This window comes from Rhodovulum kholense (assembly GCF_003053725.1).
In the GTDB taxonomy this organism is placed as follows: domain Bacteria; phylum Pseudomonadota; class Alphaproteobacteria; order Rhodobacterales; family Rhodobacteraceae; genus Rhodovulum; species Rhodovulum kholense.
In genome coordinates this window covers 394,622-417,622 of sequence record NZ_QAYC01000001.1, presented here as the reverse complement: position 1 = coordinate 417,622, position 23,001 = coordinate 394,622, and the positions used below count along the sequence as shown (strand labels likewise).

Annotated in this window: 19 protein-coding genes and 1 tRNA gene; 4 read left to right on the top strand and 16 right to left on the bottom strand. The window is 68.9% G+C overall.

Going from position 1 to position 23,001, the window contains the following annotated elements; all coding sequences use genetic code 11:
- Positions 1–18: 18 nt before the first annotated feature.
- The 3 genes from C8N38_RS01940 to C8N38_RS01930 are packed head-to-tail and all read right to left on the bottom strand — an operon-like array spanning position 19 to position 3,098.
- Positions 19–849 carry an HTD2 family dehydratase gene (locus tag C8N38_RS01940; protein ID WP_108023372.1) on the bottom strand — a complete coding sequence of 277 codons (831 nt, stop codon included), beginning with the start codon at positions 847–849 and terminating at the stop codon, positions 19–21.
- Entirely contained in the window at positions 850–1,944 is a 1,095-nt protein-coding gene (locus tag C8N38_RS01935; protein ID WP_108023370.1) for a CaiB/BaiF CoA transferase family protein, read from the bottom strand.
- Complete coding sequence (locus C8N38_RS01930; protein ID WP_108023369.1) at positions 1,944–3,098, bottom strand: acyl-CoA dehydrogenase family protein; 1,155 nt, start codon at positions 3,096–3,098, stop codon at positions 1,944–1,946. Before C8N38_RS01930 ends, C8N38_RS01935 begins: the two co-directional genes overlap by 1 nt.
- Before the next feature lie 81 nt (positions 3,099–3,179).
- Here C8N38_RS01930 and C8N38_RS01925 point away from each other — a divergent pair, with 81 nt between their 5' ends.
- Positions 3,180–4,196, top strand: a complete 1,017-nt coding sequence (locus tag C8N38_RS01925) for a LysR family transcriptional regulator (RefSeq protein WP_215731066.1) — start codon at positions 3,180–3,182, stop codon at positions 4,194–4,196.
- Here the strand turns inward: C8N38_RS01925 and C8N38_RS01920 are convergent.
- On the bottom strand, positions 4,138–4,815 hold the full coding sequence (locus C8N38_RS01920) for a class I SAM-dependent methyltransferase (protein ID WP_108023364.1): 678 nt from the start codon (positions 4,813–4,815) through the stop codon (positions 4,138–4,140). The two genes, C8N38_RS01925 and C8N38_RS01920, sit on opposite strands and share 59 nt — an antisense overlap.
- A gap of 146 nt (positions 4,816–4,961) precedes the next feature.
- On the opposite strand from C8N38_RS01920, the gene C8N38_RS01915 reads away from it, so the two are divergent.
- Positions 4,962–6,998, top strand: a complete 2,037-nt coding sequence (locus C8N38_RS01915) for an oxidoreductase (protein ID WP_108023362.1) — start codon at positions 4,962–4,964, stop codon at positions 6,996–6,998.
- 78 nt (positions 6,999–7,076) lie between these two features.
- On the opposite strand, the gene C8N38_RS01910 is transcribed toward C8N38_RS01915, so the two are convergent.
- From C8N38_RS01910 to C8N38_RS01890, 5 genes are all read right to left on the bottom strand, one after another.
- On the bottom strand, positions 7,077–7,772 hold the full coding sequence (locus C8N38_RS01910; RefSeq protein WP_108023360.1) for an ABC transporter ATP-binding protein: 696 nt from the start codon (positions 7,770–7,772) through the stop codon (positions 7,077–7,079).
- On the bottom strand, positions 7,765–8,490 hold the full coding sequence (locus C8N38_RS01905; RefSeq protein WP_108023358.1) for an ABC transporter ATP-binding protein: 726 nt from the start codon (positions 8,488–8,490) through the stop codon (positions 7,765–7,767). The genes C8N38_RS01910 and C8N38_RS01905 overlap by 8 nt, the downstream gene beginning before the upstream one ends.
- Positions 8,487–9,428 carry a branched-chain amino acid ABC transporter permease gene (locus C8N38_RS01900; RefSeq protein ID WP_108023356.1) on the bottom strand — a complete coding sequence of 314 codons (942 nt, stop codon included), beginning with the start codon at positions 9,426–9,428 and terminating at the stop codon, positions 8,487–8,489. Before C8N38_RS01900 ends, C8N38_RS01905 begins: the two co-directional genes overlap by 4 nt.
- Positions 9,425–10,348, bottom strand: coding sequence for a branched-chain amino acid ABC transporter permease (locus C8N38_RS01895; RefSeq protein ID WP_108023354.1), 924 nt, complete (start codon positions 10,346–10,348; stop codon positions 9,425–9,427). Before C8N38_RS01895 ends, C8N38_RS01900 begins: the two co-directional genes overlap by 4 nt.
- 111 nt (positions 10,349–10,459) lie before the next feature.
- Positions 10,460–11,761: an ABC transporter substrate-binding protein gene (locus C8N38_RS01890; protein ID WP_108023352.1), complete on the bottom strand. Its 1,302-nt coding sequence runs from the start codon at positions 11,759–11,761 to the stop codon at positions 10,460–10,462.
- Positions 11,762–12,184: 423 nt separating this feature from the next.
- Between C8N38_RS01890 and C8N38_RS01885 the strand changes: the two genes are divergently transcribed.
- Both C8N38_RS01885 and C8N38_RS01880 read left to right on the top strand, forming a co-directional pair.
- Positions 12,185–12,574: a response regulator gene (locus C8N38_RS01885; RefSeq protein ID WP_108023350.1), complete on the top strand. Its 390-nt coding sequence runs from the start codon at positions 12,185–12,187 to the stop codon at positions 12,572–12,574.
- A 215-nt stretch (positions 12,575–12,789) separates the two neighbouring features.
- Positions 12,790–12,866: transfer RNA gene (locus C8N38_RS01880), tRNA-Arg, on the top strand.
- A 930-nt stretch (positions 12,867–13,796) separates the two neighbouring features.
- Here C8N38_RS01880 and C8N38_RS01870 read toward each other — a convergent pair.
- The 7 genes from C8N38_RS01870 to C8N38_RS01840 form a co-directional block, all read right to left on the bottom strand.
- Entirely contained in the window at positions 13,797–15,365 is a 1,569-nt protein-coding gene (locus C8N38_RS01870; RefSeq protein ID WP_342750280.1) for a gamma-glutamyltransferase, read from the bottom strand.
- Positions 15,362–16,501 carry a M20/M25/M40 family metallo-hydrolase gene (locus C8N38_RS01865; protein WP_108023347.1) on the bottom strand — a complete coding sequence of 380 codons (1,140 nt, stop codon included), beginning with the start codon at positions 16,499–16,501 and terminating at the stop codon, positions 15,362–15,364. Before C8N38_RS01865 ends, C8N38_RS01870 begins: the two co-directional genes overlap by 4 nt.
- Positions 16,502–16,591: 90 nt before the next feature.
- Positions 16,592–17,761 (bottom strand): M20 aminoacylase family protein, encoded by a 1,170-nt coding sequence (locus C8N38_RS01860; RefSeq protein ID WP_108023345.1) that lies wholly within the window; start codon positions 17,759–17,761, stop codon positions 16,592–16,594.
- Positions 17,758–19,449 (bottom strand): dipeptide ABC transporter ATP-binding protein, encoded by a 1,692-nt coding sequence (locus C8N38_RS01855; protein ID WP_108023343.1) that lies wholly within the window; start codon positions 19,447–19,449, stop codon positions 17,758–17,760. The genes C8N38_RS01860 and C8N38_RS01855 overlap by 4 nt, the downstream gene beginning before the upstream one ends.
- A gap of 1 nt (position 19,450) precedes the next feature.
- Positions 19,451–20,338 (bottom strand): ABC transporter permease, encoded by an 888-nt coding sequence (locus C8N38_RS01850; protein ID WP_108023341.1) that lies wholly within the window; start codon positions 20,336–20,338, stop codon positions 19,451–19,453.
- A 1-nt stretch (position 20,339) separates the two neighbouring features.
- Complete coding sequence (locus C8N38_RS01845; RefSeq protein WP_108023339.1) at positions 20,340–21,281, bottom strand: ABC transporter permease; 942 nt, start codon at positions 21,279–21,281, stop codon at positions 20,340–20,342.
- A 100-nt stretch (positions 21,282–21,381) separates the two neighbouring features.
- Positions 21,382–22,983, bottom strand: a complete 1,602-nt coding sequence (locus C8N38_RS01840; RefSeq protein ID WP_108023338.1) for an ABC transporter substrate-binding protein — start codon at positions 22,981–22,983, stop codon at positions 21,382–21,384.
- Between the last annotated feature and the right edge of the window lie 18 nt (positions 22,984–23,001).

Sequence of the window (23,001 nt, the reverse complement as noted above, 5' to 3'; positions counted from 1 at the left end):
CGGGACCAAGGCCCCGCGCTACCAGCTTGCGGTGGCCTCCATCGCGACCGGGCCGCCCGCCTGCGCCGTCCAGAGCCGCAGGCTGTCGCCCTCGCAATTGGCATGCATCTCCATCTCGGCGGTGTCGAACACGGTCGAGACGCTGCGGAAGGCAAAGCGCGACGGGCAGCTGCCCTTGAGATCGGCCGCGAATTGCACAAGCAGCGTCGCCTGCATCGGCCCATGCACCACGAGACCGGGATAGCCCTCGACCTCGCGCGCATAGGGGGCATCGTAATGGATGCGGTGGCCGTTGAAGGTCAGGGCCGAATAGCGAAACAGCATCACTGGCCCGGGCATCAGCCGCCGGACCGAACTGCCCTGCGCGGCCGGGTCAGCCGCAGGCGGGCTGAACGGGGCGGCGGCGCGATAGACCAGATCCTGCCGTTCGGTCAGCGCGAGCCGCCCGCGGGCGCGGATCTTGTGCTCGACCGTCACGAACAGCAATGGCCCCGAACGACCGTGTTTCAGCGTGACATCGGCGATGGTGGACCGCCGGGTGACGCTGTCTCCGACCCGCAGCGGCGTGTGAAAGCGGAACGCGCCCCCCGCCCACATCCGCCGGGGCAGCGGCACCGGCGGCAGGAACCCGCCCCGCGCCGGATGGCCGTCGGGGCCAAGCTCGGCGCCCGGCACCGTCGGCTGCGCCAGGCAGAAATGGATCAGAAGCGGCGCCTCGTTGCCGGGCTGCAGCGGCCAGGTCCGGTCGAAGGTGGCGGCGAAGCGGCGGACCAGATCGGGGGTCAGCCGCTCGGTCGCGGTCTCCTCCCGGCCGATCCAGCCGCGCAGATGCTCGATATCGAGATCCATTCAGGTCTCCCGGGGTTTCAGGGCGGGCACCGGGCCGTAGCGGCGCGTCTCGCCCTCGACCCGGGCGGCGGGCGCGGGCATCGTGACCGGGCCATTGGGGCTGTCGACCTCGATCCGGCGCAGATGCGGATGGGCCGAGAGCCCGGCCATGTCGTTGACCGAGGCAAAGGCGATGTCGGCGGCGACCAGGGCCGCCACGGCCTCCGCGCCGCTGCGCCGGGCAAAGGCCTCGGCGACGATCCGGTCGGTCTCGGCGCGGTTCCGGACCCGCACCACATTGGTCGCAAAGCGCGGATCGGTGCCCAGCCCGGGCGCGTCGAGGAAGTGCTCGGCCAGTGCGCGCCATTCGCGGTCGCTCTGGATCGAGATCAGGATCGGGCGGCCATCGCCGGGATGAAACACCCCGTAGGGCGCGATCGAGGGATGCGCGAGCCCGACCCGCCCCGGCGTGCGCCCGGCCTCGTGGTTCAGCAGCGGCACGGTCAGCCATTCGGCCATCACGTCGAACATCGAGACCGAGATCCGTGCCCCCTGCCCGGTCACGCCGCGGCGGATCAGCGCCTCGAGGATCGCCGAATGGGCCGTGGCCCCGGTCGCGATATCGACGATCGAGACCCCCACCCGCGCCGGTTCGTCGGGCCCCCCGGTGATCGAGGACAGCCCCGATTCCGCCTGGATCAGCAGATCATAGGCCTTGCGGTCGGCAAACGGACCCTCGGTGCCATAGCCCGAGATCGCGCAGGAGATCAGCCGCGGATAGTCGCGCGCCAGCACCGCGTCGGAAAAGCCAAGCCGCGCCAGCGCGCCGGGCTTGAGGTTCTGCACCAGCACATCGGCCCCGGCCAGCAGATCCGCCAGCGCCGCGCGTCCCGGCTCGCTGGCCAGATCCAGCGTCCGGGTCTCCTTGCCGCGGTTGAGCCAGACGAAATAGCTGGACTGCCCGGCCGCGGCATCGTCATAGCCGCGCGCGAAATCGCCGCCGGGCCGCTCGATCTTGATCACATGGGCGCCCGCATCGGCCAGCCGCGCGGTCGCGAAGGGGGCGGCCACCGCCTGTTCGACCGCGACCACCTCGATGCCGTCGAGCGGGCGCATCAGAACGACCTCGGCAGGCCCAGCACGTGTTCGGCCACGTAGCTGAGGATGAGATTGGTCGAGATCGGCGCCACTTGGTAAAGCCGCGTCTCGCGGAACTTGCGTTCGACATCGTATTCGCAGGCAAAGCCGAAGCCGCCATGGAATTGCAGGCAAGCATTGGCGGCCTCCCACGACGCCTTGGCGGCCAGATACTTGGCCATGTTGGCCTGGGCGCCGCAGGGCTGGCCGGCATCGTACATCCGGCAGGCCTCGAACCGCATCAGGCTGGCGGCCTCGACCTCGATGAAGGCCTCGGCAATCGGGAACTGCACGCCCTGGTTCTGCCCGATGGGGCGGCCGAAGACCTGGCGTTCGCGGACATAGGCGCTGACCTTGTCGGTGAACCAGTAGCCGTCGCCGATGCATTCGGCCGCGATCAGCGTGCGTTCGGCATTGAGCCCCGTCAGGATGTACTTGAACCCCTGCCCCTCCTCGCCGATCAGGTTCTCGGCCGGGATTTCCAGATTGTCGAAGAACAGCTCGTTGGTCTCGTGATTGACCATGTTGGGGATCGGCCGCACCGTCATGCCCGAGCCCATCGCCTCGCGGATATCGACGAGGAAGATCGACAGGCCTTCGGATTTCTTCGCGACCTCGGCCAGCGGCGTCGTGCGCGCCAGAAGGATCATCAGGTCGGAATGCTGGACCCGGCTGATCCAGACCTTCTGGCCGTTGATGACATAGCGGTCGCCCGTCCTGACCGCCGTGGTCTTGATCCGGGTGGTGTCGGTGCCGGTGGTGGGCTCGGTCACGCCCATCGACTGCAGCCGCAGCTCGCCCGCCGCGATCTTCGGCAGGTAGCGGCGGCGCTGCTCTTCCGAGCCGTGCCGGACCAGCGTCGTCATGTTGTACATCTGGCCGTGACAGGCGCCGGAATTGCCGCCCGAGCGGTTGATCTCTTCCATGATCACCGAAGCCTCGGTCAGCCCCAGCCCCGAGCCGCCATACTCTTCCGGGATCAGCGCCGCCATCCATCCGGCTTCGGTCAGCGCCTGCACGAAGGCCTCGGGATAGCCGCGTTCGGCATCGATCCGGCGGTGATATTCGGGCGGGAAGGTCGCGCACAGCGCGCGGATGGCGTCGCGGATGTCCTGATGGGGGTCGGTCTGCATGGAGGGTCCTGCCTGGGGCATTTGAGCCAGAAATGCGCACGTCCTCCCATCATGCAAATATATTCTTTGCCTGACTGCCATATGGTTTTTATATGGGGCAGGCTGGACCCTTCGGGCACGGGCATGGATCTGCGGCAGCTTCGCTATTTTCTGGAAATCGTCGAACGCGGGTCGATCACCCGGGCGGCGGGCACGCTGAACGTCGCCCAGCCCGCGCTGTCGCTGCATGTGCGCAACCTCGAGGACCGGCTGGGCACCCGGCTGTTGCTGCGCCGTCCGACCGGGGTGGTGCCGACCGAGGCGGGCGAGCTTCTGGCGCGGCGGGCGCGGTCGATCCTCGACGAGGTCGCGCGGACCGAGGCCGAGATCCGCGGGCTCGAGACCGACCCCTCGGGCCGGGTCGCGATCGGGCTGACCGGCACCATCGGCGGGCTTCTGGCGGTGCCGCTGATCGAGGCGCTGCGCGAGCGCTATCCGCGGATCACGCTGCAGATCGCCGAGGCGATGAGCGGGTTCGTCGCCGGATGGCTGTCCGAAGGCCGGGTCGATCTGGCGGTGCTTTACGAGGCGCCCGCCGATCCGGGTCTGGCTTGCGATCCGCTGCTGGAAGAGGAACTGGTCGTGCTCTGGCCGCCCGACTGGCCCGCCCCGCCGGAAATCGGGCTGGCCGCGCTTGACGGCGTGCCGCTGGTGCTGCCAAGCCGGGCGCATGGGCTGCGCCGGATGCTCGACGCCCGGCTTGCGACCGACGGGATTGCGCCGGAGCTGGCCGTCGAGATCGACTCCTATGCCAATATCAAGAACCTGGTCGCGGCGGGCTTCGGCGCCTCGGTGCTGCCCTGGCACGCGGTCGCGCCCGAGGCCGAGGCCCGCGCGCTGATCGTCAGCCGGATCGCGGCGCCGGGGCTCTGGCGCGGGGCCTGGCTGATCCGGCCGGCCGCGCGCCCGGTGACCCGTGCCCAGGAGGCGGTGGCCGAAACCCTGCGCGCGGTGGTGGGCGACCTTCTGGCGGGCGGGGTCTGGGCGGCGGCGCGCGCCCCTAGCCTGCCGCCGGACCGCGCCGGAACAGCCGCGCCGACATCGGCTGGGTCAGGGTGAAGGCCGCGCCCTCGCGGCCCGCGCGCGCCAGAAACGCCGCGCGCAGCGCCTCGGTCAGATCCTCGGTCAGCACGCCGCGCTCGGGCGCGAAGGACGAGATCCGGCCGACGAAGGCGTCGAAATCGTCATAGACCTCGCGCCGCACATAGTCGAAGGCGCGGGTCTCGGTCAGAAGCCCGGAGGCCACCGCGGCATCAAGCGCGGCCTGCGCCGCCGTGCGGATCTCGGTCTCGTCATCGACGGTCGCGATCACCTGGCTCAGATCGCCCTCGACGCGCGGCTCGATCACCACCAGCGGCGCCTCGGGCGCGATCACCCGTGCCGCCTCGGCCAGCGCGTCGCCCATGCCCTCGACCGGGATGTGATGCAGCGCGTTGACGATGACCGCGACATCGAAGGCGCCCGAGGGATAGGGCATCGCCTCGGCCTGGGCCACGTCGATGCCGGGCGCGCCGCTCGCCTGCGGGAAGGGTTCCAGCCCGCGCCACTCGGCCCCGGCCGCGCGGAAGGGCCCGGCCAGCCCGCCCCGGCCGCAGCCGATATCAAGCACGCACCGCCCCTCGAGCGGCGCCAGAATTTCCAGAAGAACGTCAAGCGTGGTGCGGATCGGGTCGGTCATGCGGAGGCGGCCTTTCGCAACGGGGACATGCCCGATCCCTAGGCGACTTCGCCCCGCCCCGCAATTCGGCCGAGCGGCGCAGCCCGGTCCGGCTTGCCAGAACGCTGCGGCGCGGGGAACACTCGGCGCGACCGACGGAGAGCCCGATGACCAACGACCCCCTGCTTTCGCCCTTCCGGCTGCGCCACCTGACGCTGAAGAACCGGATCTTCCTGTCCGCGCACGAGCCCGCCTATGCCGAGGACGGCCTGCCCAAGGACCGCTACCGCGCCTATCACGTCGAACGCGCCCGGGCCGGGGTCGCGCTGACCATGACGGCGGGGTCGGCCTCGGTCTCGCGCGACAGCCCGCCCGCCTTCAACAACATCCTCGCCTGGAAGGACGAGGTGGTGGGCTGGATGAAACGGCTGACCGACGACTGCCACGAGCACGGCACGGCGGTGATGATCCAGCTGACCCATCTGGGCCGCCGCACCCGCTGGGACCGGGGCGACTGGCTGCCGGTGGTCTCGGCCGGGCCCGCCCGCGAGATCGCGCACCGCGCCTTTCCCAAGACCGCCGAGGACTGGGACATCGCGCGCATCGTGACCGACTATGCCGATGCCGCCGAGCGGATGCAGGCGGCCGGGCTCGACGGGATCGAGCTTGAGGCCTATGGCCATCTGCTCGACCAGTTCTGGTCGCCCTTGACCAATGCGCTGGAGCCGCCCTGGGGCGGCGATCTCGACGACCGGATGCGCCTGTCGATGGAGGTGCTGCGGGCGATCCGCGACCGGGTCGGCCCCGATTTCATCGTCGGCATCCGCCATGTCGCCGACGAGGCGTTGCCGGGCGGGATCGGCGCGGCCGAGGGGCTGGAGATTGCCCGGCGGCTGAAGGACAGCGGGCTGGTCGATTTCCTGAACGTGATCCGCGGCCATATCGACACCGATGCCGGGCTGACCGACGTGATCCCGGTGCAGGGGATGAAAAGCGCCCCGCATCTCGATTTCGCGGGCGGGATCCGGGCCGCGACCGGGCTGCCCACCCTGCATGCCGCGCGCATTCCCGATCTCGCGACCGCGCGCCACGCCATCGCCGAAGGCAAGCTCGACATGGTCGGCATGACCCGCGCGCATCTGGCCGACCCGCATCTGATCGCCAAGCTGGTGGCGGGCACCGAGGACCGCATCCGGCCCTGCGTCGGCGCCAATTACTGCCTCGACCGCATCTATCAGGGCGGGTCCGCCTATTGCCTGCACAACCCCGCCACCGGGCGCGAGCTGACGATGCCGCATCTGGTGGCGAAGGCCGCCACGCCCCTGAAGGTGGTGGTGGTCGGCGCCGGTCCCGGCGGGCTCGAGGCCGCGCGGGTCGCGGCCGAACGCGGGCACGAGGTGGTGCTGCACGAGGCCGGGAACGATCCGGGCGGTCAGGTCCGGCTGCTGGCGCGCCACCCGCGCCGGGCCGAGATGATGGCGGTGATCGACTGGCGCATGGCCGAATGCACCCGGCTTGGCGTCGGCTTCCGGTTCAATTCCTGGGCCGAGCCCGAGACGGTGCAGGCCGAGGCGCCCGATGTGGCGATCGTCGCCACCGGCGGCCTGCCGCCCGAGCCGGGTCTGGCCGAGGGCGACGGGCTTGCGGTTTCGGCCTGGGACATCCTGTCGGGGGAGGTGCGGCCGGGCATGAACGTGCTTTTGTGGGACGATGCGGGCGATCATGCGGGGCTGCAGACCGCCGAGGCGCTGGCCGCGGCCGGCGCGCGGGTCGAGATCGTCTGCCGCGACCGCAGCCTGGTGCCCGAGGTGATGGCGATGTCGCTGACCCCGGCGCTCCGGGCCCTGCAGCGGGCCGATGTGGTCTGGACCCCGACCTGGCGGCTCGATGCGATCCGGCGGACGGGGAATACGCTGACCGCGGTGCTTGGCAGCGATTACGGCCCCGAGACGCGCGAACGGCAGGTCGATCAGGTGGTGGTCAATACGGGCACGCATCCGCTTGACGATCTTTATTTCGGGCTGCGGCCGGGCGCGTCGAACCTGGGCGAGGTCGATTACCCCGCGCTGATCGAAGGGCGGCCGCAGGCGCTGGGCCGCAATCCCGAGGGGCGCTATCGGCTGTTCCGCATCGGTGACGCGGTGGCCGCGCGCAACGTGCATGCCGCGATCTACGACGCGTTGCGGCTGGTGAAGGACCTGTAGGACAGGGACCGCTCACAGGTTCACGTAAAACATGAGCATCCCATTGCAACTGCCTGTCTTGCAATGGGATATGGGGTGTTAAACCCCGAGATGGCGCCGCAGCAGATCGGGTTCGGCCCGCAGCTCCGCGGCATCGGCCTCGGCCCGAACCGCGCCGTTCTCGAGGATCACCGCCCGGTCGGCTGTGGCCAGCACCGCGTCGAGCCGTTGTTCGACCAGAAGGATCGCCACACCTTCGTCGCGCAGCCTGAGAACCGTGTCGCGGATCAGCGCGATCATCGAGGGCTGCAAGCCTTCGGTCGGCTCGTCCAGCAACAACACGCGCGGATCGACGCATAGCGCGCGGGCGGTTGCCAGCATCTGCTGTTCGCCGCCCGACAGGGTGCCCGCGCGCTGGCCCATCCGGTCGGCAAGCCGCGGGAACATCTCCAGAACGCGGTCGCGGACCTCGGGCGGGCTATGGCGGCAGCGCATCCCGATCTCGAGGTTCTGCGCGACCGTCAGATCCGAAAACAGCCGCCGCCCCTGCGGGATATAGCCGATGCCCCGGCGCGGCACCTCATGGGCGGGCAGCCGGCCGATATCCTCGCCGTCCAGCAGCACCTGGCCCGAAGCAAGCGGCAAAAGCCCCATGATCGCCTTCATCGCCGTGGTCTTGCCCGCCCCGTTCCGGCCCAGAAGGCAGGTGATCTCGCCCGGCCGGACCGTCAGGCTGAGCCCGTGCAGTACCCGGACCGGCCCGTAGCCCGCCGCGATGTTCTTCAACTCAAGCATCGGCGGCGGTTCCCAGATAGGCGGCCTGCACCCGCGCATCGGCCCGGATCGCGGCGGGCGCGCCCTCGGCCAGCACGACCCCCGCATCGAGCACGGTGATGCGGTCGGCCAGCTCCATCACGACGCCCATGTTATGTTCGATCAGCAGGATCGCGGTCTCGCCCGCGAGGGTGCGGACCAGCGCCTTGAAGGTCTCGATCTCGGGCTCGGACAAGCCTTGCGTCGGCTCGTCCAGGATCAGCAGGCGCGGCGCCTGCGCCAGCCCCATGGCCAGTTCCAGAAGCCGCTGGTGGCCATAACTCAGATCGGCCGCCGCGATCTTCTCGCGGCCCGTCAGCCCGACCCGGCCGAGCGTGCGCGCGACCTCGGCCGCGACGGCGGCACGGTCGCGACCCAGCCTGCGGCGGGCGGCCAGCGCCACGTTCTCGGCGACCGGAAGCCGGGCGAAGACCGAGGTGATCTGAAAGGTATAGGCCAGCCCCAGCCGCACCCGGGCATGGGCGGGCCGCCGGGTGATGTCCTGCCCGTCGAAGAGGACGCGCCCCGAGGAGGGCGCGACCCGGCCGATCAGCATCGACACGAAGGTGGTCTTGCCCGCGCCATTGGGCCCGATCAGCGCGCGCACCTCGCCGGGGCCGAGGTCCAGATCGACCTCATGGACGGCGCGCAGCCCGCCGAAGCTGCGCGAGAGCGCCCGGGTCGAGAGCAGCGCGCTCATGGCAGGCCCCGCCACCAGCGGCGCCGGATCTCGCCCGCCAGGCCCTGCGGGGCGAAGAGGGTCAACAGAACCAGCGCCACGCCCGCGACCAGCATGTAGGCGGGCGTCAGCCCCGAGGTGAGGTCGATCAGGTAGAACATGAAGAGCGTGCCGAGAAACGGCCCGATCACCGTGCCCGCGCCGCCCAGCAGGACCCAGAGCAGCGGGAAGATCGAATAGTGCGTTTCGGCGAAGCTGGCCCCGGCATAGCCGAAGAAAAGCCCGTAGGCCGCGCCGGCCGCCCCCGACACCGTGCCCGACAGCACGACCGCGCCCAGCTTGTGGCGGAAGGTGTCATAGCCCAGAAGCTCGGCCCGGTCCTCGTTCTCGCGGATCGCGACCAGTACCCGGCCGATCGGCTGGCGGACCAGCCAGAGCGTGCCGAAAAGGACCGCCGAGAACAGCGCAAGCGCCGCCAGATAGCGGGTGGAGGGGTCGGAGAGGTCGAGCCCCAGCAGCATCCGGTCGGCCTGCGGGATCACCACGCCCTCGTCGCCCCTTGTCCAGCGCCCCGCAAGCAGGATCGTCAGCCAGGCCGCCTGCGAAAACATCAGCGTCACGATCATGAAGGCCACACCCCTGGTGCGCAGCGCCAAGAGACCCACGCCCAGCGACAGGACCGCCGCAGAACCGATGCCGGTCAGAAGCGCAGGCCCGGCGCCAAGGCCCAGATGCGTCATCGGCATCGCAAGCCCGTACATGCCCGCCGCAAAGAACATCGCATGGCCGAGGCTCAGGAGCCCGGTATAGCCGAAGAGGATGTTGTAGCCCATCGCATAGGTCGCCAGCACCATCACCCGGGCGACGGTGCCATGGCTGTAGGCGGGCAGGACGAAATTCAGCGCAAAAAGGACCGCGACCAGCCCCAGATGCAGCCCGATGAGGCGCCCGCCCCTCATCGCGCGGCCTTGCCCATCAAGCCCTCGGGCCGGAAGACCAGCACCAGCGCCACCAGCAGCGTGGCGAGGATCTTGGCCAGCGTCGGCGAGAAGAAGACCGAGACGATGCCGTCGGACAGCCCGATCAGCAGCGCCGCGATCACCGTGCCGCCAAGGCTGCCAAGCCCGCCGATGATGACCACGATGAAGGACAGCAGAAGCGCGTCGCCCCCCATCAGGTAATGCGCCTGCTGGATCGGCACGATCAGCACGCCCGCAAGGGCGGCCAGCGCCGCCCCCAGCCCGAAGACCCCGGCATAGACCCGTTCGACCGGAATGCCGAAGGCCTGCGCGGTCTCGCGGTCCAGCTGGGTCGCCCGCATCACGAGGCCAATCCCGGTCCGGGTCATCAGCGCCCAGAGCCCGGCCAGCACCGCCGCAGCGGCCCCCATCACGAAGAGCTTGTAAGAGGTGATCGACAACCCCCAGGGCCAGATCAGCCCAGGTCCCTCCGGGCCGAATTCGATCCAGGGCAGCGCGAGGCGGTCGTTGAAGGGCGGCGCCACGGGGCGCGCCTCGGGGCCATAGGTCATCAGCGCGGCCTGCTGCAGGATATAGAGCAGCCCGATGGTGGCGACGATGGTCCGTTCGGGGTCGTAGCCCACGCGCTTGAGCACGGTCAGGTCGGCCGCGACCGCCAGCGCCCCGGCGATGACCGGCGCCAGCAGGAGTGCCGCGACAAAGCCCACGGCCCCGCCCCCCAGCGCCGAGGACACCGCCCAGGCCAGCACCGCGCCCAGCATGAAGAACTGGCCATGGGCGACATTGACGACGCGCATCACCCCGAAGACGAGGCTGAGCCCCGAGGCCATCAGCGCCAGCACGGCCGCGGTGACCGCGCCCTCCAGCACGGCAAGCATCAGATGGGGGCCGAATTCCATGGGCGCTCCGGGTCGGGATGGGCCGGGCTCAGAACCCGGCCCCGTAAGGACAAGCGGCACGCGCGACCGCGCCCGGACCCGGGCCTCGGCGCGCGCGCTCCGGGACCCTGCCTAGAGCGATTGGGTCGTGTAGTCGACCTCGTCGGGATAGAACCCGGCCTCGATCGGGGTTTCCGCCTGCACGACCAGCCGCCCGTTCTCGACCTTCGAGATGTATTGCGGTCCGAAGACCTGGTGCGTCCGCCCGTTGAAGAGCTTGGCGCCCTGCGGGTGGTCGTTCGACAGCGGCATCTCGGTCATCGCCTCGACCGCCTCGACCAGCGCCGCGCGGTCGTCGGGGCCGCGATAGCCGCAGGCCTCCATCCCGGCCTTGATGACGTAAAGCGTCTCCCAGCAGCCGAACATGTGGGCATAGGCCGAAACATCGGACGGATCGGCGGCCAGCGCGCCGTTCTCGTCGATGCCGATGGCCGCGCGGTAATGGCGGTCGAACTCGGTCTGGTCGGGCTGGACGTAGCGGGGCATGCCCTCCCAGAAATAGGTGCCCTCGAGGAAGTCGAGCCCCGGGCTTTGCAGATCGACCGACTCGAGGCTGTCGATGAAGCCGAAGATCTCGGGCCGCGACGGGCCGAAGAATTCGCCCATCTCCTTGACGAAGGTCAGGACCGAGGGGCCGACCATGACGTGGTAGATCACCTCGGTCTCGCGCGGGATCTTGGCGAAATACTTGGTAAAGGAGGTTTCGGTGGGCGGGATCGCCAGCTTGGCCACCACCTCGCCGCCCTGGGCCTCGATCGCTTGGCTGAAGAAGTCGCGATGGTCGTGGCCGAAGGCGTAGTCGGGGAAGATCATCGTGACCTTGCGCCCGAGGTTTTCGCGCACGAAGGGCGCCATCGCCAGAACCTGGCTTTTCACATCGGTGATGCCGGGCTGCAGGGTCCAGCGGTTGAGCGCGCCCGAGGCCACGTGATGGCCTTCGGAGACCACGAAATAGGGCAGCTTCAGCTCGCCCGCGCGGGGCGCCGAGCCCATCACCACATGGCTGAAAAGCGTGCCATAACCGACATCGCAGCGGTGCAGGCTGGCGAATTTCTCGACCACCTCGGCGCCGCGCTTGGGATCGGTGCCGTCATCCTCGGTGACCAGCTCGACCGGCCGCCCGTTGATGCCGCCCGCCTCGTTGATCAGCCGCAGCGCGGCCCGGGTGGTGCGGTCGTACCAGCGGCCATAGGCGGCGCCGATGCCGGTCGCATGCATCTGGAACCCGATCCGGATCGGCGCAGCGCTTTGGGCGCCGGCATAGCGCGCCCAGAGCGGCAGGCTCGCGGTGCCGGCAGCGGCGGCGGCAAGCGTCTTGATCGCGGAGCGGCGGGCGGGGCTCCGGGGGCCGGCATCGGTCTTGGTCACGGGCATGGCTCTTTCCATGGGAACGGTCGTGTGCCGGGTCAGTCTGGGGACGACATGTGCGTTTGTCTACGCCATTGGGACAATTCGCCTCAGGCCGATCGGCGCGTGCAGGCCGCTCCGCGCCCGGGCCGAAAGGCCGCCTCCCGGACCGGGGTCCCCGCCCGTTTGCGGCGGCTCCGACCGGGCACAAGGCCTGTCGGGCGAAACGCGTGACGGACCCGCATTTCAAAGGCTTGTCGGATCTTGCGACGATCGGTTGTATTTTCATGATTTGTTCCTGCGACGCTGCGGCATTTTCGAGTATGCTTTCCCTAACGTCAGCCTCCATGCGGGGGTCGGGCGGCGTCGTTCCATTTCACGAGACCAGAGATGCTCACGAAACCAGAATACACGCCCGCATCGAGACCAACGCCACAAGGGGCCGACAGGATGACTCAGTCCGCACCCATCTGCCTCGTCGTCGAGGATACGGATTTCGACCGGATGATCATGCAGCGGAAACTCGCCGCCATTGACAAGTCGCTTCAGGTGCGCTTCGCCGCCACCCTCGCCGAGGCACGACAATGCCTTTACGAGGAGCCGATCTCGATCATCTTTCTCGACAATTCCCTTCCCGACGGGAAGGGCGCGAATTTCGCTCTGGAGCTGTCCGCACACCGCGGCTGGAGCCAGATCCCGGTGGTCATGGTCAGCGACTGGCCCTCGCCCTTCATGAGCGCCAAGGCCGAGGCGGCCAATGTCGTCGCGATCTGGACGAAGACGGAATTCACCGCCCTGACCGTCGCCGAGGTGCTCCGCTCCCGCGGCCTGATGGTCTAGAGCTGCGGCCCGCGCGGGCATGTCGTCACCGCCCGCGGTCCCCTGCCCGGCCGCACGGGTCGAAATCTCCGGACCATCGTCGGGGGCAGCTTGGGCGCCCGTCGCCCCCCGGGCCGGGCCATCGAGCCGTCGCCGAGGATCGACGAAAAGACTGCCCAAAAGCTGCGCTTCGGTCATTGCGTCCTCTGCGGGGCCACGCTAAAAGACCGGACGACGCACCCGTAGCTCAGCTGGATAGAGTGTCGCCCTCCGAAGGCGAAGGTCACAGGTTCGAATCCTGTCGGGTGCGCCAGAATAGATCGGTTCCATTGCGAAATCTGGCCATTGCAAATCTGGCGATGTGCCCCGCCAGCATGCACCCTGGCCTATCCGCCCGCTGTCATTGGTTGCGGACCTCATGCCAGTGTTGGATCCTTCCGGCGGATCGGCCCGATGTTCCGGCGCTTGAGGATCACGATGGCAGGCCGTTCGGCCGACGCCGAACATCGCCTCTGGATCCCGCAGTCGGACGCAGATGGGGTGCGGAGCGCGGTCAGTCATCGCTTCCTTCCGCCATTCATCCCGGCTTCTGCCGTCGAGCAGCGACCGGCGGCGCGCTTGTCCATGCGGCGCATCGAGCCCTCAGGGTCAAATGATGCCATCCATCCTTCCAGAGACAGTGGGGGCAGGAAAAGCCGCGACGCAGATCCCGTTCACCCCACGGCTTGAAGAAGAAGGCCACGCCCGCCGCCTGACACGGGTCGCGCATGCCGTGCGCGCCCGCATGCGCTCCGCTCGCTTCGTCTCCACCTGAGACGCGGGCGGGGGCGAGGCGCCTGAACGGCGGACACCCGGCCGACCAATGCGTCGGGCACGGCCGGGTGGAACAGATCGTCATGGGCGCAGGCGAGGACCCGCCGCGGCTTGTGCCAGCGCAGGGGCCGGTCGGGCCATTGCCCGTTCCGGCCCGCGACAACGTTCATGCCCTCGATGGGCACCGGACGCCCGTGCGGCGCACAGAGCGGACGCCCGGCCGTGCGGTCCGCATCGACCTGCCCGTCGACCTGGCGCAAGACGACCGCGTCCACCTCGGGATCGATGGCATCGGTCCGGGCGATGCAGGCCCGCGCCCGTTCTTCCGCGGACGGCTTGCCGCGGCCGATCAGGCGGCGGGCTTCGAGGGCGCCGAGATCGGCGAGGCCGGTGGCATCGGATATGTCAGTCTCGCCTGGCGGACGGCCGGTCAGTCCTGTTCGGCAACGGCGTCGCCCCAGGCGCTGGTGGGTTCGGTCATGCCAGACCGCCTCGTGGCCACCTGCAGGACGCCGGACGGACAGGCGAAGGGGTAAGGCAGGATCGATTTTCGGGTGACGGTGACGGGGGCCACCATCCGGAGTTCGTCAAGCGTCGTGCCCGGGATGCGGTCGTCGGCGATAATCCGGTCGGTGCCGGAGACGTCGATCCGGGGCCGCGCGAAGGCGGCCTCGAGATCCATCCCGAAATCGGTGAGGAAGGAGGCAAGCTGGGTCACCGCACCGACGATCTTGCGCCCGCCCGCCGCCCCCAGGGCGAACCGCCGGCCGCCCGCATGGCCGAGCGCGGGGCAGACATTCATCAGACAGGGCCGGTCCGGACCCAGCGAGTTCGGGCGCCCCTGCACCGGGTCGAACCACATGATGCCGTTGTTCAGCAGCAACCCGGTCGCGGGCGAGACCACGCGCGCGCCGAACAGCGACAGCAGCGTCTGGGTATGCGCCACCATGTTGCCCGCGCGGTCGATGACGGAAAAATGCGTCGTCGAGCCGGGGGCGGCCGAGATTTCGCCATCGGCCCCCATCCCGCCCAGCCGGTCGCGATAGGCGGCGATCAGTGCCCGGGCATAGGCGGGACAGGCACTGTCGGGGCCGGACAGGGTCTCGGCTGCCAGATCCTCCATCGCCCGGGCGAAGGTCGGACCGGCGGTCAGCCCCGGCATGACATGGAAAAGCGCATCGCGATAGGGCACGGCAAGCGGGGTCTCGAACCGCGCGCGGTTGCGGGCCAGATCGTCGAGGCCAAGATAGCCGCCCTTGTCCTGAACGTCCCGCGCCAGGGCCGCGCCGAGATCGCCGCCATGCAGGGCCTTCGCCCCGTCCCGCGCGAAGATGTCGAGGCTGTCGGCCATGCGCGACTGATCCAGCCGGTCGCCGGAGCCTGCGGCCCAGGAAAAGGTCCGGGGCCATTGGCCGTCGGTCAGGAACAGCGCCGCCGCGTCCGGGTCGCGGGCCAGATCGCGGGTGGCGCTGGCGATGATGAGGGCGGCATACCAGTCGATGGCGAGGCCGCGCCGCGCCTCGGCGATGGCCGGGGCGACAAGCTCGGCCCAGGGCAGCCGACCCCAGCGGCCATGCGCGGCCTCGAGCCCGTCGACAAGGGCCGGAACCGCAACCGCCTTTGCCCCCAGCACGTTGCGATCCTCGACCACCCGGTCCCAGGGAAAGAGATCGCCCGCGATGCCCTCGCCCGACAGCCGGAAATCCTCGATGCGCAGGGCGGCGGGCGCGCGCATGCCGAAATTCAGCGCATGCGCACGGCCGGTATCGGCGCGCCAGTGCAGCGCCGCGCCGCCCCCGGCGGGGCCGGACATCCAGGGCTCCAGCACCCCCAGCACGAAGCTGCAGGCGACGGCGGCATCGACCGCGTCGCCGCCCGCGCGCAGCGCCTCGGCCCCCGCCTCGGCCGCCTGGCGGTGCTGGGCCGCGACCACGCCGCGGTCGGTTTCGACCACATGCTTGCGGATCTCCATCGTCCGCGACAGGGCCGCGGACATCATGCGCCGAGCCGGCAGTAGAGGGCCGCGGCAAGCTTCGCCCGCTCGACCAGGCTGTCGAGCAGGATGTGCTCGTTCAGCGTATGCAGATCCTTGCCGCAGACCCCGATGGAATCGAGCGTCGGAATGCCCAGCGCGCCGGTGAAGTTGCCGTCCGAGCCGCCGCCCGCCGAGGCCCCGGTGATCTCGAACCCGATCTCGCCCGCGATCTCCTGCGCCAGCGCCAGCATCGCCATGGTGCCGGGCTGGTCGGGCTCCCAGACCGGCCGCGTCACGCCGCGGCGGACCTCCATCACCACCTCGCCCGCGTCGGAGTTGAGCGCCATCATCCTGGCCACGCCCTCGTCCAGCAGGTCCTGGGTCTTGGCCATGGTCAGCACCTCGGCATCGCAGACCGACGAGACGCAGTTGACCCACTGGCCGGCACGGAAGACCCCGACGGAAAAGGTGCAGTCATCGGTTGTCATGCCCTCGATCTCGGCCACCTTCCGTGCCATCGCGGCAATCGCCGAGCGGCCTTCGGACAGCTGCCAGCCCGCATGGCTGGGCTTGCCGCGCGTCTGCAGGTTGAACCGCGCGATGGCATAGCGGCCGATCACCGCGCCGCCATCGGGACGCGCGGGTTCGGGCACCAGGACGAACCTGTGGCGCCGGGCCTCGGCCTCGATCAGCTCGCGGGTCGAGGGGGTGCCGATTTCCTCGTCGGGGGTGAACAGGACCGTGACCGGCAGCGGCGTCTCGACGCCCGCGGCCAGCAGCTTGCGCAGCGCGTCCAGATAGACGTAGTTGCCGCCCTTCATGTCCATCAGCCCGGGGCCGTAGCAGACATCGCCCTCGACCCGGAACGGAAGCTTTTCGAGTGTGCCGATGGGGTGGACGGTGTCCATATGGCCCAAGAGCAGGATCCCGCCCTCGCCCGCGCGCGGGTGCGGCATCGTCGCGCGTACGCTGTCGCCAAGGCCCAAGCGGCCCGGAATGCGCTCGACCCGCGCGCCCAGCGCGGCCAGCTCGTGCTGGACCAGGTCCATCATCCGGTTGACCGCCGCCGCGTCGAAGGTCGGGCTTTCGGTCTCGATCCAGGGTTTCAGGCCCGCCAGCATCTCGTCGGTATCGAAGGGCAGATCGAGCGGATTGGTCATTGGGCAATACCTCTTGGTTCGGCGCCCGGAGCAGGGGCCGTTGGGAAGGGGCGGGGCTGACCCCGCCGGGAAGGGAAACGGGCCTTGTGTCTAGCCTGTGGGCGCCAACCGGGTTTCGACGATGCGCGCATAGACCGAGGCACCCACGGGCAGGATCGCATCGTCCAGCACGAAAGCCGGATTGTGCAGCGGCACGGACCCCGCATGGCCGACCCGGCAATAGGCGCCGGGCACGACTTTGAGCATGTCGGCGAAATCCTCCGAGCCGGTCATCTGGTCATCCGTCAGGGTCGCCATGCCCGCGCCAACCACATCTGCTGCTGCGGCGACATAGGCGTCGGACAGATCGGGATCGTTCACCAGCACGTCGAAGACATTGCGCAGATCGACCTCGATCTCGACGCCATGGGCTTGGCCCATCCCGGCGCAGAGCGCGCGGATCCGCTCATGCGCCATCTCGGCCACCTCGTCGTGGAAATAGCGGATCGTGCCGGTGATCACGGCCGTATCGGGCACGACGTTATAGGCCGATCCGGCATTGAAGGTGGTGACCGAGATCACCACCGGTTTCGTCGGCGGCGTGTTGCGGCTGACCACGGTCTGCAATTGCTGGACCAGGGCGGTGCCGATCACGATCGGGTCCTTCGACTGGTGCGGCATGGCGGCATGGCTGCCGGTGCCCCTGACCGTGATGTCGAAGAAGCTGGCCCCGGCCATCGCGGGGCCGGGCGTCACGGTGACGGTGCCCGGCTCGGCATTCGGGTCATTGTGCATGCCGTAGATCTCGTCGCAGGGGAAGCGTTCGAAGAGCCCCTCGGCGATCATCCGGCGCGCGCCCCCCAGACCCTCTTCGGCGGGCTGGAAGATCAGAACGACGGTGCCGTCGAAATCGCGGGTCTCGGCCAGATAGCGCGCGGCCCCCAGCAGCATCGTCGTATGGCCGTCATGGCCGCAGGCATGCATCCGCCCTGGGCTCTTCGAGGCATAGGGCAGCCCCGAGGCCTCGGCGATCGGCAGCGCGTCCATGTCGGCGCGCAGCCCCACCCGGCGGTTGCCGCCGCCCTTGCCCTTGATCAGCCCCACGACGCCGGTGCCGCCGAGGCCCTCATGCACCTCGTCGACGCCGAAGCTGCGCAGCTTGTCGGCGACGATGCCCGCGGTGCGGGTCTCTTCGAAGCCAAGCTCGGGGTGGGTGTGGAAATCCTGGAAGAGCGCCGTCAGCTCGGCGGCAAAATCCTGGATCTTCGGCAGGACGGTCATGCGGTCTCTCCTTTCGGGCCGGGGGCGGGAGCGGTGTCGAGGGCGCGGAAATTGGCAAAGTCCCAATGCCGCCCGGGCGCCGCCTCGATCAGGGTCCGGGTATAGGCGTGGTGCGGATCGGACAGGACATTGGCGGCGGGTCCGTGTTCGACCACGCGGCCCTTCTGCATCACCAGCACCTCGTCGCAGATCTGCGCGGCCACCCGCAGATCGTGGGTGATGAACAGCATGGCGATGCCGAACTTGGCCTGAACGTCGTCGAGCAGGTCCAGCACCTGCGCCTGCACGCTGACATCGAGCGCCGAGACGGCCTCGTCCGCCACCAGCAGATCCGGCTTCATCGCCACCGCCCGGGCAATGGCGATGCGCTGGCGCTGCCCGCCCGAGAACTGGTGCGGATAGCGGCGAAGGGCGTCGCGCGGCAGGCCCACGATCTCCATCAGTTCGGCGGCATGGGCCAGCGCCTCGGCCCTGGGCGTACCGAAATTGATCGGGCCTTCGCAGAGGCTCCGCGCGACGGTCCATCGCGGGTTGAGCGAGCGGTAGGGGTCCTGAAAGACGATCTGCAGATGCTTGCGGTGCGGCCGCAGACTGCGCCGGGGAAGCCGCGAGATTTCGGTGCCCGCCACATGGACCGCGCCGCCGGTGGGATCGATCAGCCGCATGATGCAGCGCGCGACGGTGGACTTGCCCGAGCCGCTTTCGCCCACGATCCCGAGGGTGCGGCCCGGGCCGATGGCAAAGCTCACCTCGCTGGCCGCCGTGACGCCTCCGCCGCGGCGCAGGACGCCGCCACCGCCGTAGACCATTTCAAGGTCCGCGACCTTCAGCACATCCCCGCCCCTGGCGTCGGGCCGTGCCGCCCGGGGGGCCAGCGTCGGCACCGCGGTCAGAAGCTTGCGGGTATAGTCCTCTTTCGGCGCGGTCAGCAGCTCGTGGATCGGTGCGCGTTCCACGATCCGGCCGTTCTGCATCACGCTGACCGTATCGGCGATCTCGGCGACGACGCCCATGTCATGGGTGATGAACAGAAGCGCCGTGCCCTTGCGGGCCTGCAATTCCGCGATCAGCTTGAGGATCTGCAATTGCGTCGTGACATCGAGCGCCGTCGTGGGTTCGTCCGCGATCAGCAGATGCGGGTCGAGCACCAGCGCCATCGCGATCATGATCCGCTGGCGCTGCCCGCCCGACAATTGATGGGGAAACGCCCGATAGATCCGCTCGACATCGGGCAGATGCACCTGTTCCATGATGTCGAGCGTGCGCTGCCTGGCATCGGCGGCGGACAGATCGGTGTGCATGTTCAGCACCTCCTCGATCTGCTCGCCGACGCGCAGGACGGGGTTCAACGCGGTCATCGGTTCCTGAAAGATCATCGACAGCCGCATCGCCCGCAGCCCGCGCATCTCGGCCGCGCTGGCCTGGGTGATCTCGACCCCTTCGAGGTCGATAGACCCGCCCCGCACTTCCAGCGCGCCCCTGGGCAGAAGCCCCATGATCGCCAGCGAGGTCACCGACTTGCCCGACCCGCTTTCGCCCACGAGGCAATGGGTTTCGCCCGCGCGGATGTCGAGGTCGATGCCGTCGATCACCGGGGCGGCCTCGGGCCGGCCGGCGAGGCCCACCTTGAGCCCGCGGATCTTCAGCACCCGGGCCGCATCGGAGAAATCTCTGGACTTGAACTCCATTTCAGCCCTCCCGCTTCTTCAGGCGCGGATCGAGCAGATCGCGCGCGGTGTCGCCCAGAAGGTTGATCGCGAGGATGCAGAGCGACAGCAGCAATCCGGGCCAGAAGATCATCCCCGGCTTGATCTGAAAATAGCTGCGGCCTTCGGCCATGATGTTGCCCCAGGTCGGGATCTCGGTCGAGACGCCCGCCCCCAGAAAGCTGAGGATCGCCTCGATCAGGATCGCCGAGGCGCAGATATAGGTGCCCTGCACGATCAGCGGCGCCAGCGTGTTGGGCATCAGGTGCTGGATCAGGATCTTGGGCATCGAGGATCCCAGCGCGATGGCGGCCTCGACATAGGGTTCCTCGCGCGCGGTCAGCACGACGGACCGCACGAGGCGCACCACCCGCGGCACCTCTGGGATGGTGATCGCGATGATGACCGACCCCAGGCTCGGCCCGTTCAGCGCGACCAGCGCGATGGCCAGCAGGATCGCGGGGATCGCCATCAGGCTGTCCATGATCCGCATGATGAGGCCGTCGGCGGCACGGAAGAAGCCCGCGACCAGCCCGATCGCCAGCCCCAGCCCCACGCTGACCAGCGCCGCGCCGACGCCGATCAGCAGCGACACTCGCCCGCCGGTCATCACCCGGCTGAAGATGTCCCGGCCATATTGATCGGTGCCCAGAAGATGCGCGTCGGAGGGCGGCCGCAGCCGGGAAAGCGAGTCCATCGCCAGGGGGTCGTAGGGCACATAGAGCGGCGCGCAGACCGACGCGGCGACGATGCCCAGAAGGATCGCGGCCGCAATCGTCGGGCCGATCCCGAGCCGGGCGCCCGCGGGCAGGGAAAACAGCCCGGTCAGGACGTGAAAGGCGCTCTGGCGGGAGGGGGAAGCCTTGGCCATGTCAGTAGCGGATCCTGGGGTCGAAGAGGGAATAGGAGATGTCGACCGCCAGGTTGACGACGACATAGATCCCGGCGGTCAGCAGGATCATCGCCTGGATCACCGGATAGTCGCGGGCGAGGATCGCATCGACGGTCAGCCGCCCGATGCCGGGAATGTTGAAGACGCTTTCGGTCACCACCACGCCCGAGATCAGCAGCGCAAAGCCGGTGCCGATGATGGTCAGGATCGGCACGGCCGCATTGCGCAGCGCATGGCGGAAAAGCACCACGTTTTCGCGCACGCCCTTGGCCCGGGCGGTGCGGATATAGTCCTCGCCCAGCACCTCCAGCATCGAGGCGCGGGTCATGCGGGCGATCAGCGCGACATAGATCGTGGCCAGGGTCAGCGCGGGCAGGATCGCGCGCGCCAGAAACGGGCCGATGCCGTCGGCGGGCGGCTTGTAGCCCTGCACCGGGACCCAGCGCAGCTCGATCGCGAAGATCTGGATCAGGATATAGCCGATCACGAAGACCGGCACCGAAAAGCCCAGCACCGAGAACGACATCACCAGGAAATCGACCCAGGTCCGGTGACGCCAGGCCGCGATCACGCCCATCGGCACGGCCAGCAGAACCGAGATCACGATGGTCATGACCGCAAGGTTCAGCGTCGGCCCCAGCCGGTCCGCGATCATGCCCGAAACGGAGGTGTTCGAGATGAGGGACGTGCCGAGATCGCCCCTCAGGATCTGGCCCGCCCAGGTGACGAACTGGACATGCAAGGGGTCGTTGAGCCCCAGCCGGTCGCGGATGCGCTCCAGCTGCGCGGGCGTCGCCGCATCGCCCGCCAGGATCGCGGCAGGATCGCCGGGGGTCAGCCTCAGCAGCAGGAAGACGAAGATCGCGACGATGACCATCACCGGGATCGTCGCCAGCACCCGTTTGAGAATGTAGCCGAACATGGACGGCACTCCTTGCCGGAAGATCGTGGAAGCCGGCGCCAGCGGGCGCAAATCGAAGACGTCAGGCAGAGGCGCGCGGTGCGCCTCTGCCTGCGGCGGATCAGTCCGCCTCTTTGGTCATGGCCCAGAACACCGGAACCGGCGACGGGATCATGTTCTGGATCGTGTTCTGCCGCGCCTGGGGCATCTTGTATTCGCCGAGATGGATGTAGTTGACGTTGTCCATCACATGCGCCTGGATCTTGACCGCGACCGCCTTGCGGGCGGCATCGTCCGCGGCCTGCACGTACTCGGCGCGCAGCGTCTCGATCTCGGGGTCGGACGGCCAGCCGAACCAGGCCTCGTTCCCGCGGCCGTTGACCATGACGTTGATCAGCGGGTCGGAAATCTCCGGCACCATCCAGTTGGTGAAGAAGATGTTCCAGCCGCCTTCGGAGGGCGGGTTCTGCTGGGCGCGGCGCTGAACGACCGACTGCCAGTCCATCGGCTGCATGTCGACATTGAAGCCCGCGTTGCGCAGCGCCTGCGCGGCGACCACCGGCTGGTTGGTCAGGCTGATCACGTCGGTCGGCGCCATCAGGACGATCGGCGTGCCGTCATAGCCGGCCTCTTCCAGCAGGGCCTTCGCCTCTTCGGGATGCGCGCCCGAGGTGATGGGCTCCGACCCGGTCTCGTCGCCCAGCGGCGTGCCGCAGCCGAAGATCGCGCCGCAGATGGTGTAATAGTCGGGCGAGCCCATCATCGTGGCCAGGACGTCTTCCTGGCTCAGCGCAAGGTTCGCGGCCTGACGCACCTTCTTGTTGTCGAAGGGAGGATGCAGGAAGTTCGGACGCCCGATGGTGACAAAGCCCAGCGGGTCGCGCATCTCGACGGTGACATCCGGCGCCCCGTCGAGGATCGGCAGAAGGTCGACCTGCACCTGTTCCAGATAGTCGATCTCGCCCGCGGCCAGCGCGTTGATGGCGGTCAGGCTGTCGGGCATGGTCGTCCAGACCACGCGGTCGACATTGACGACCTTGCCCCCGGCCATCCACGAGGCGGGTTCGTCCCGCGGCACGTAGTCGTCGAACTTCTCATAGGTCACCGACACGCCCGGTTCATATGCGTCCTCGACGAACCTGAACGGACCCGAGCCGACATAGTCGGTGATGGTCTCGTCGGACGAGGTCGCCGCGACGCGGGCGGGCATGATGAAGGGCGGCACCGCCGATTGCTTTGAGATCACGTTCAGAAGCGGCGGAAAGGGCGCGCTCAGCGTCCAGACGACGGTCTTGTCGTCGGGCGCCTCCAGGCTCGCGGTGACGTCGAAAATCAGCTGGCCGCCCGAGTCGCGCTTGCCCCAGCGGGTCAGCGAGGCCACGACATCCTCGCCGGTGACCGGTGCGCCGTCATGGAACATCAGCCCGTCGCGCAGGGTGAAGGTGTAGACCAGCCCGTCCTCCGACACCGTCCAGTCGGCCATCTGAGGCCGGGGGGTGAAGGTCTCGTCCACCGCGGTCAGCACGTCATAGATCATGTAGCCGTGGTCACGGGTGATATGGGCGGTGGTAATCACCGGGTCGAGCACCCGCAGCGCCGAATGCATGACGGCGGTGATCGTGGTCTCGGCGAAGGCGGCGGCGGGGGCCAGCAGCGCCCCCCCGGCCAGAAGCGCGGCCGCAAGGCGGCGGGTTCCGCGGAAATTGGGTCTCAAGGTCGGCATGGGATCCTCTCTGTTGGT

Coding starts and splice junctions, on each gene's coding strand:
- C8N38_RS01940 (WP_108023372.1), bottom strand. CDS start 849: ATGGATCTCGATATCGAGCATCTGCGCGGCTGGATCGGCCGGGAGGAG.
- C8N38_RS01935 (WP_108023370.1), bottom strand. CDS start 1,944: ATGCGCCCGCTCGACGGCATCGAGGTGGTCGCGGTCGAACAGGCGGTG.
- C8N38_RS01930 (WP_108023369.1), bottom strand. CDS start 3,098: ATGCAGACCGACCCCCATCAGGACATCCGCGACGCCATCCGCGCGCTG.
- C8N38_RS01925 (WP_215731066.1), top strand. CDS start 3,180: ATGGTTTTTATATGGGGCAGGCTGGACCCTTCGGGCACGGGCATGGAT.
- C8N38_RS01920 (WP_108023364.1), bottom strand. CDS start 4,815: ATGACCGACCCGATCCGCACCACGCTTGACGTTCTTCTGGAAATTCTG.
- C8N38_RS01915 (WP_108023362.1), top strand. CDS start 4,962: ATGACCAACGACCCCCTGCTTTCGCCCTTCCGGCTGCGCCACCTGACG.
- C8N38_RS01910 (WP_108023360.1), bottom strand. CDS start 7,772: ATGCTTGAGTTGAAGAACATCGCGGCGGGCTACGGGCCGGTCCGGGTA.
- C8N38_RS01905 (WP_108023358.1), bottom strand. CDS start 8,490: ATGAGCGCGCTGCTCTCGACCCGGGCGCTCTCGCGCAGCTTCGGCGGG.
- C8N38_RS01900 (WP_108023356.1), bottom strand. CDS start 9,428: ATGAGGGGCGGGCGCCTCATCGGGCTGCATCTGGGGCTGGTCGCGGTC.
- C8N38_RS01895 (WP_108023354.1), bottom strand. CDS start 10,348: ATGGAATTCGGCCCCCATCTGATGCTTGCCGTGCTGGAGGGCGCGGTC.
- C8N38_RS01890 (WP_108023352.1), bottom strand. CDS start 11,761: ATGCCCGTGACCAAGACCGATGCCGGCCCCCGGAGCCCCGCCCGCCGC.
- C8N38_RS01885 (WP_108023350.1), top strand. CDS start 12,185: ATGACTCAGTCCGCACCCATCTGCCTCGTCGTCGAGGATACGGATTTC.
- C8N38_RS01870 (WP_342750280.1), bottom strand. CDS start 15,365: ATGATGTCCGCGGCCCTGTCGCGGACGATGGAGATCCGCAAGCATGTG.
- C8N38_RS01865 (WP_108023347.1), bottom strand. CDS start 16,501: ATGACCAATCCGCTCGATCTGCCCTTCGATACCGACGAGATGCTGGCG.
- C8N38_RS01860 (WP_108023345.1), bottom strand. CDS start 17,761: ATGACCGTCCTGCCGAAGATCCAGGATTTTGCCGCCGAGCTGACGGCG.
- C8N38_RS01855 (WP_108023343.1), bottom strand. CDS start 19,449: ATGGAGTTCAAGTCCAGAGATTTCTCCGATGCGGCCCGGGTGCTGAAG.
- C8N38_RS01850 (WP_108023341.1), bottom strand. CDS start 20,338: ATGGCCAAGGCTTCCCCCTCCCGCCAGAGCGCCTTTCACGTCCTGACC.
- C8N38_RS01845 (WP_108023339.1), bottom strand. CDS start 21,281: ATGTTCGGCTACATTCTCAAACGGGTGCTGGCGACGATCCCGGTGATG.
- C8N38_RS01840 (WP_108023338.1), bottom strand. CDS start 22,983: ATGCCGACCTTGAGACCCAATTTCCGCGGAACCCGCCGCCTTGCGGCC.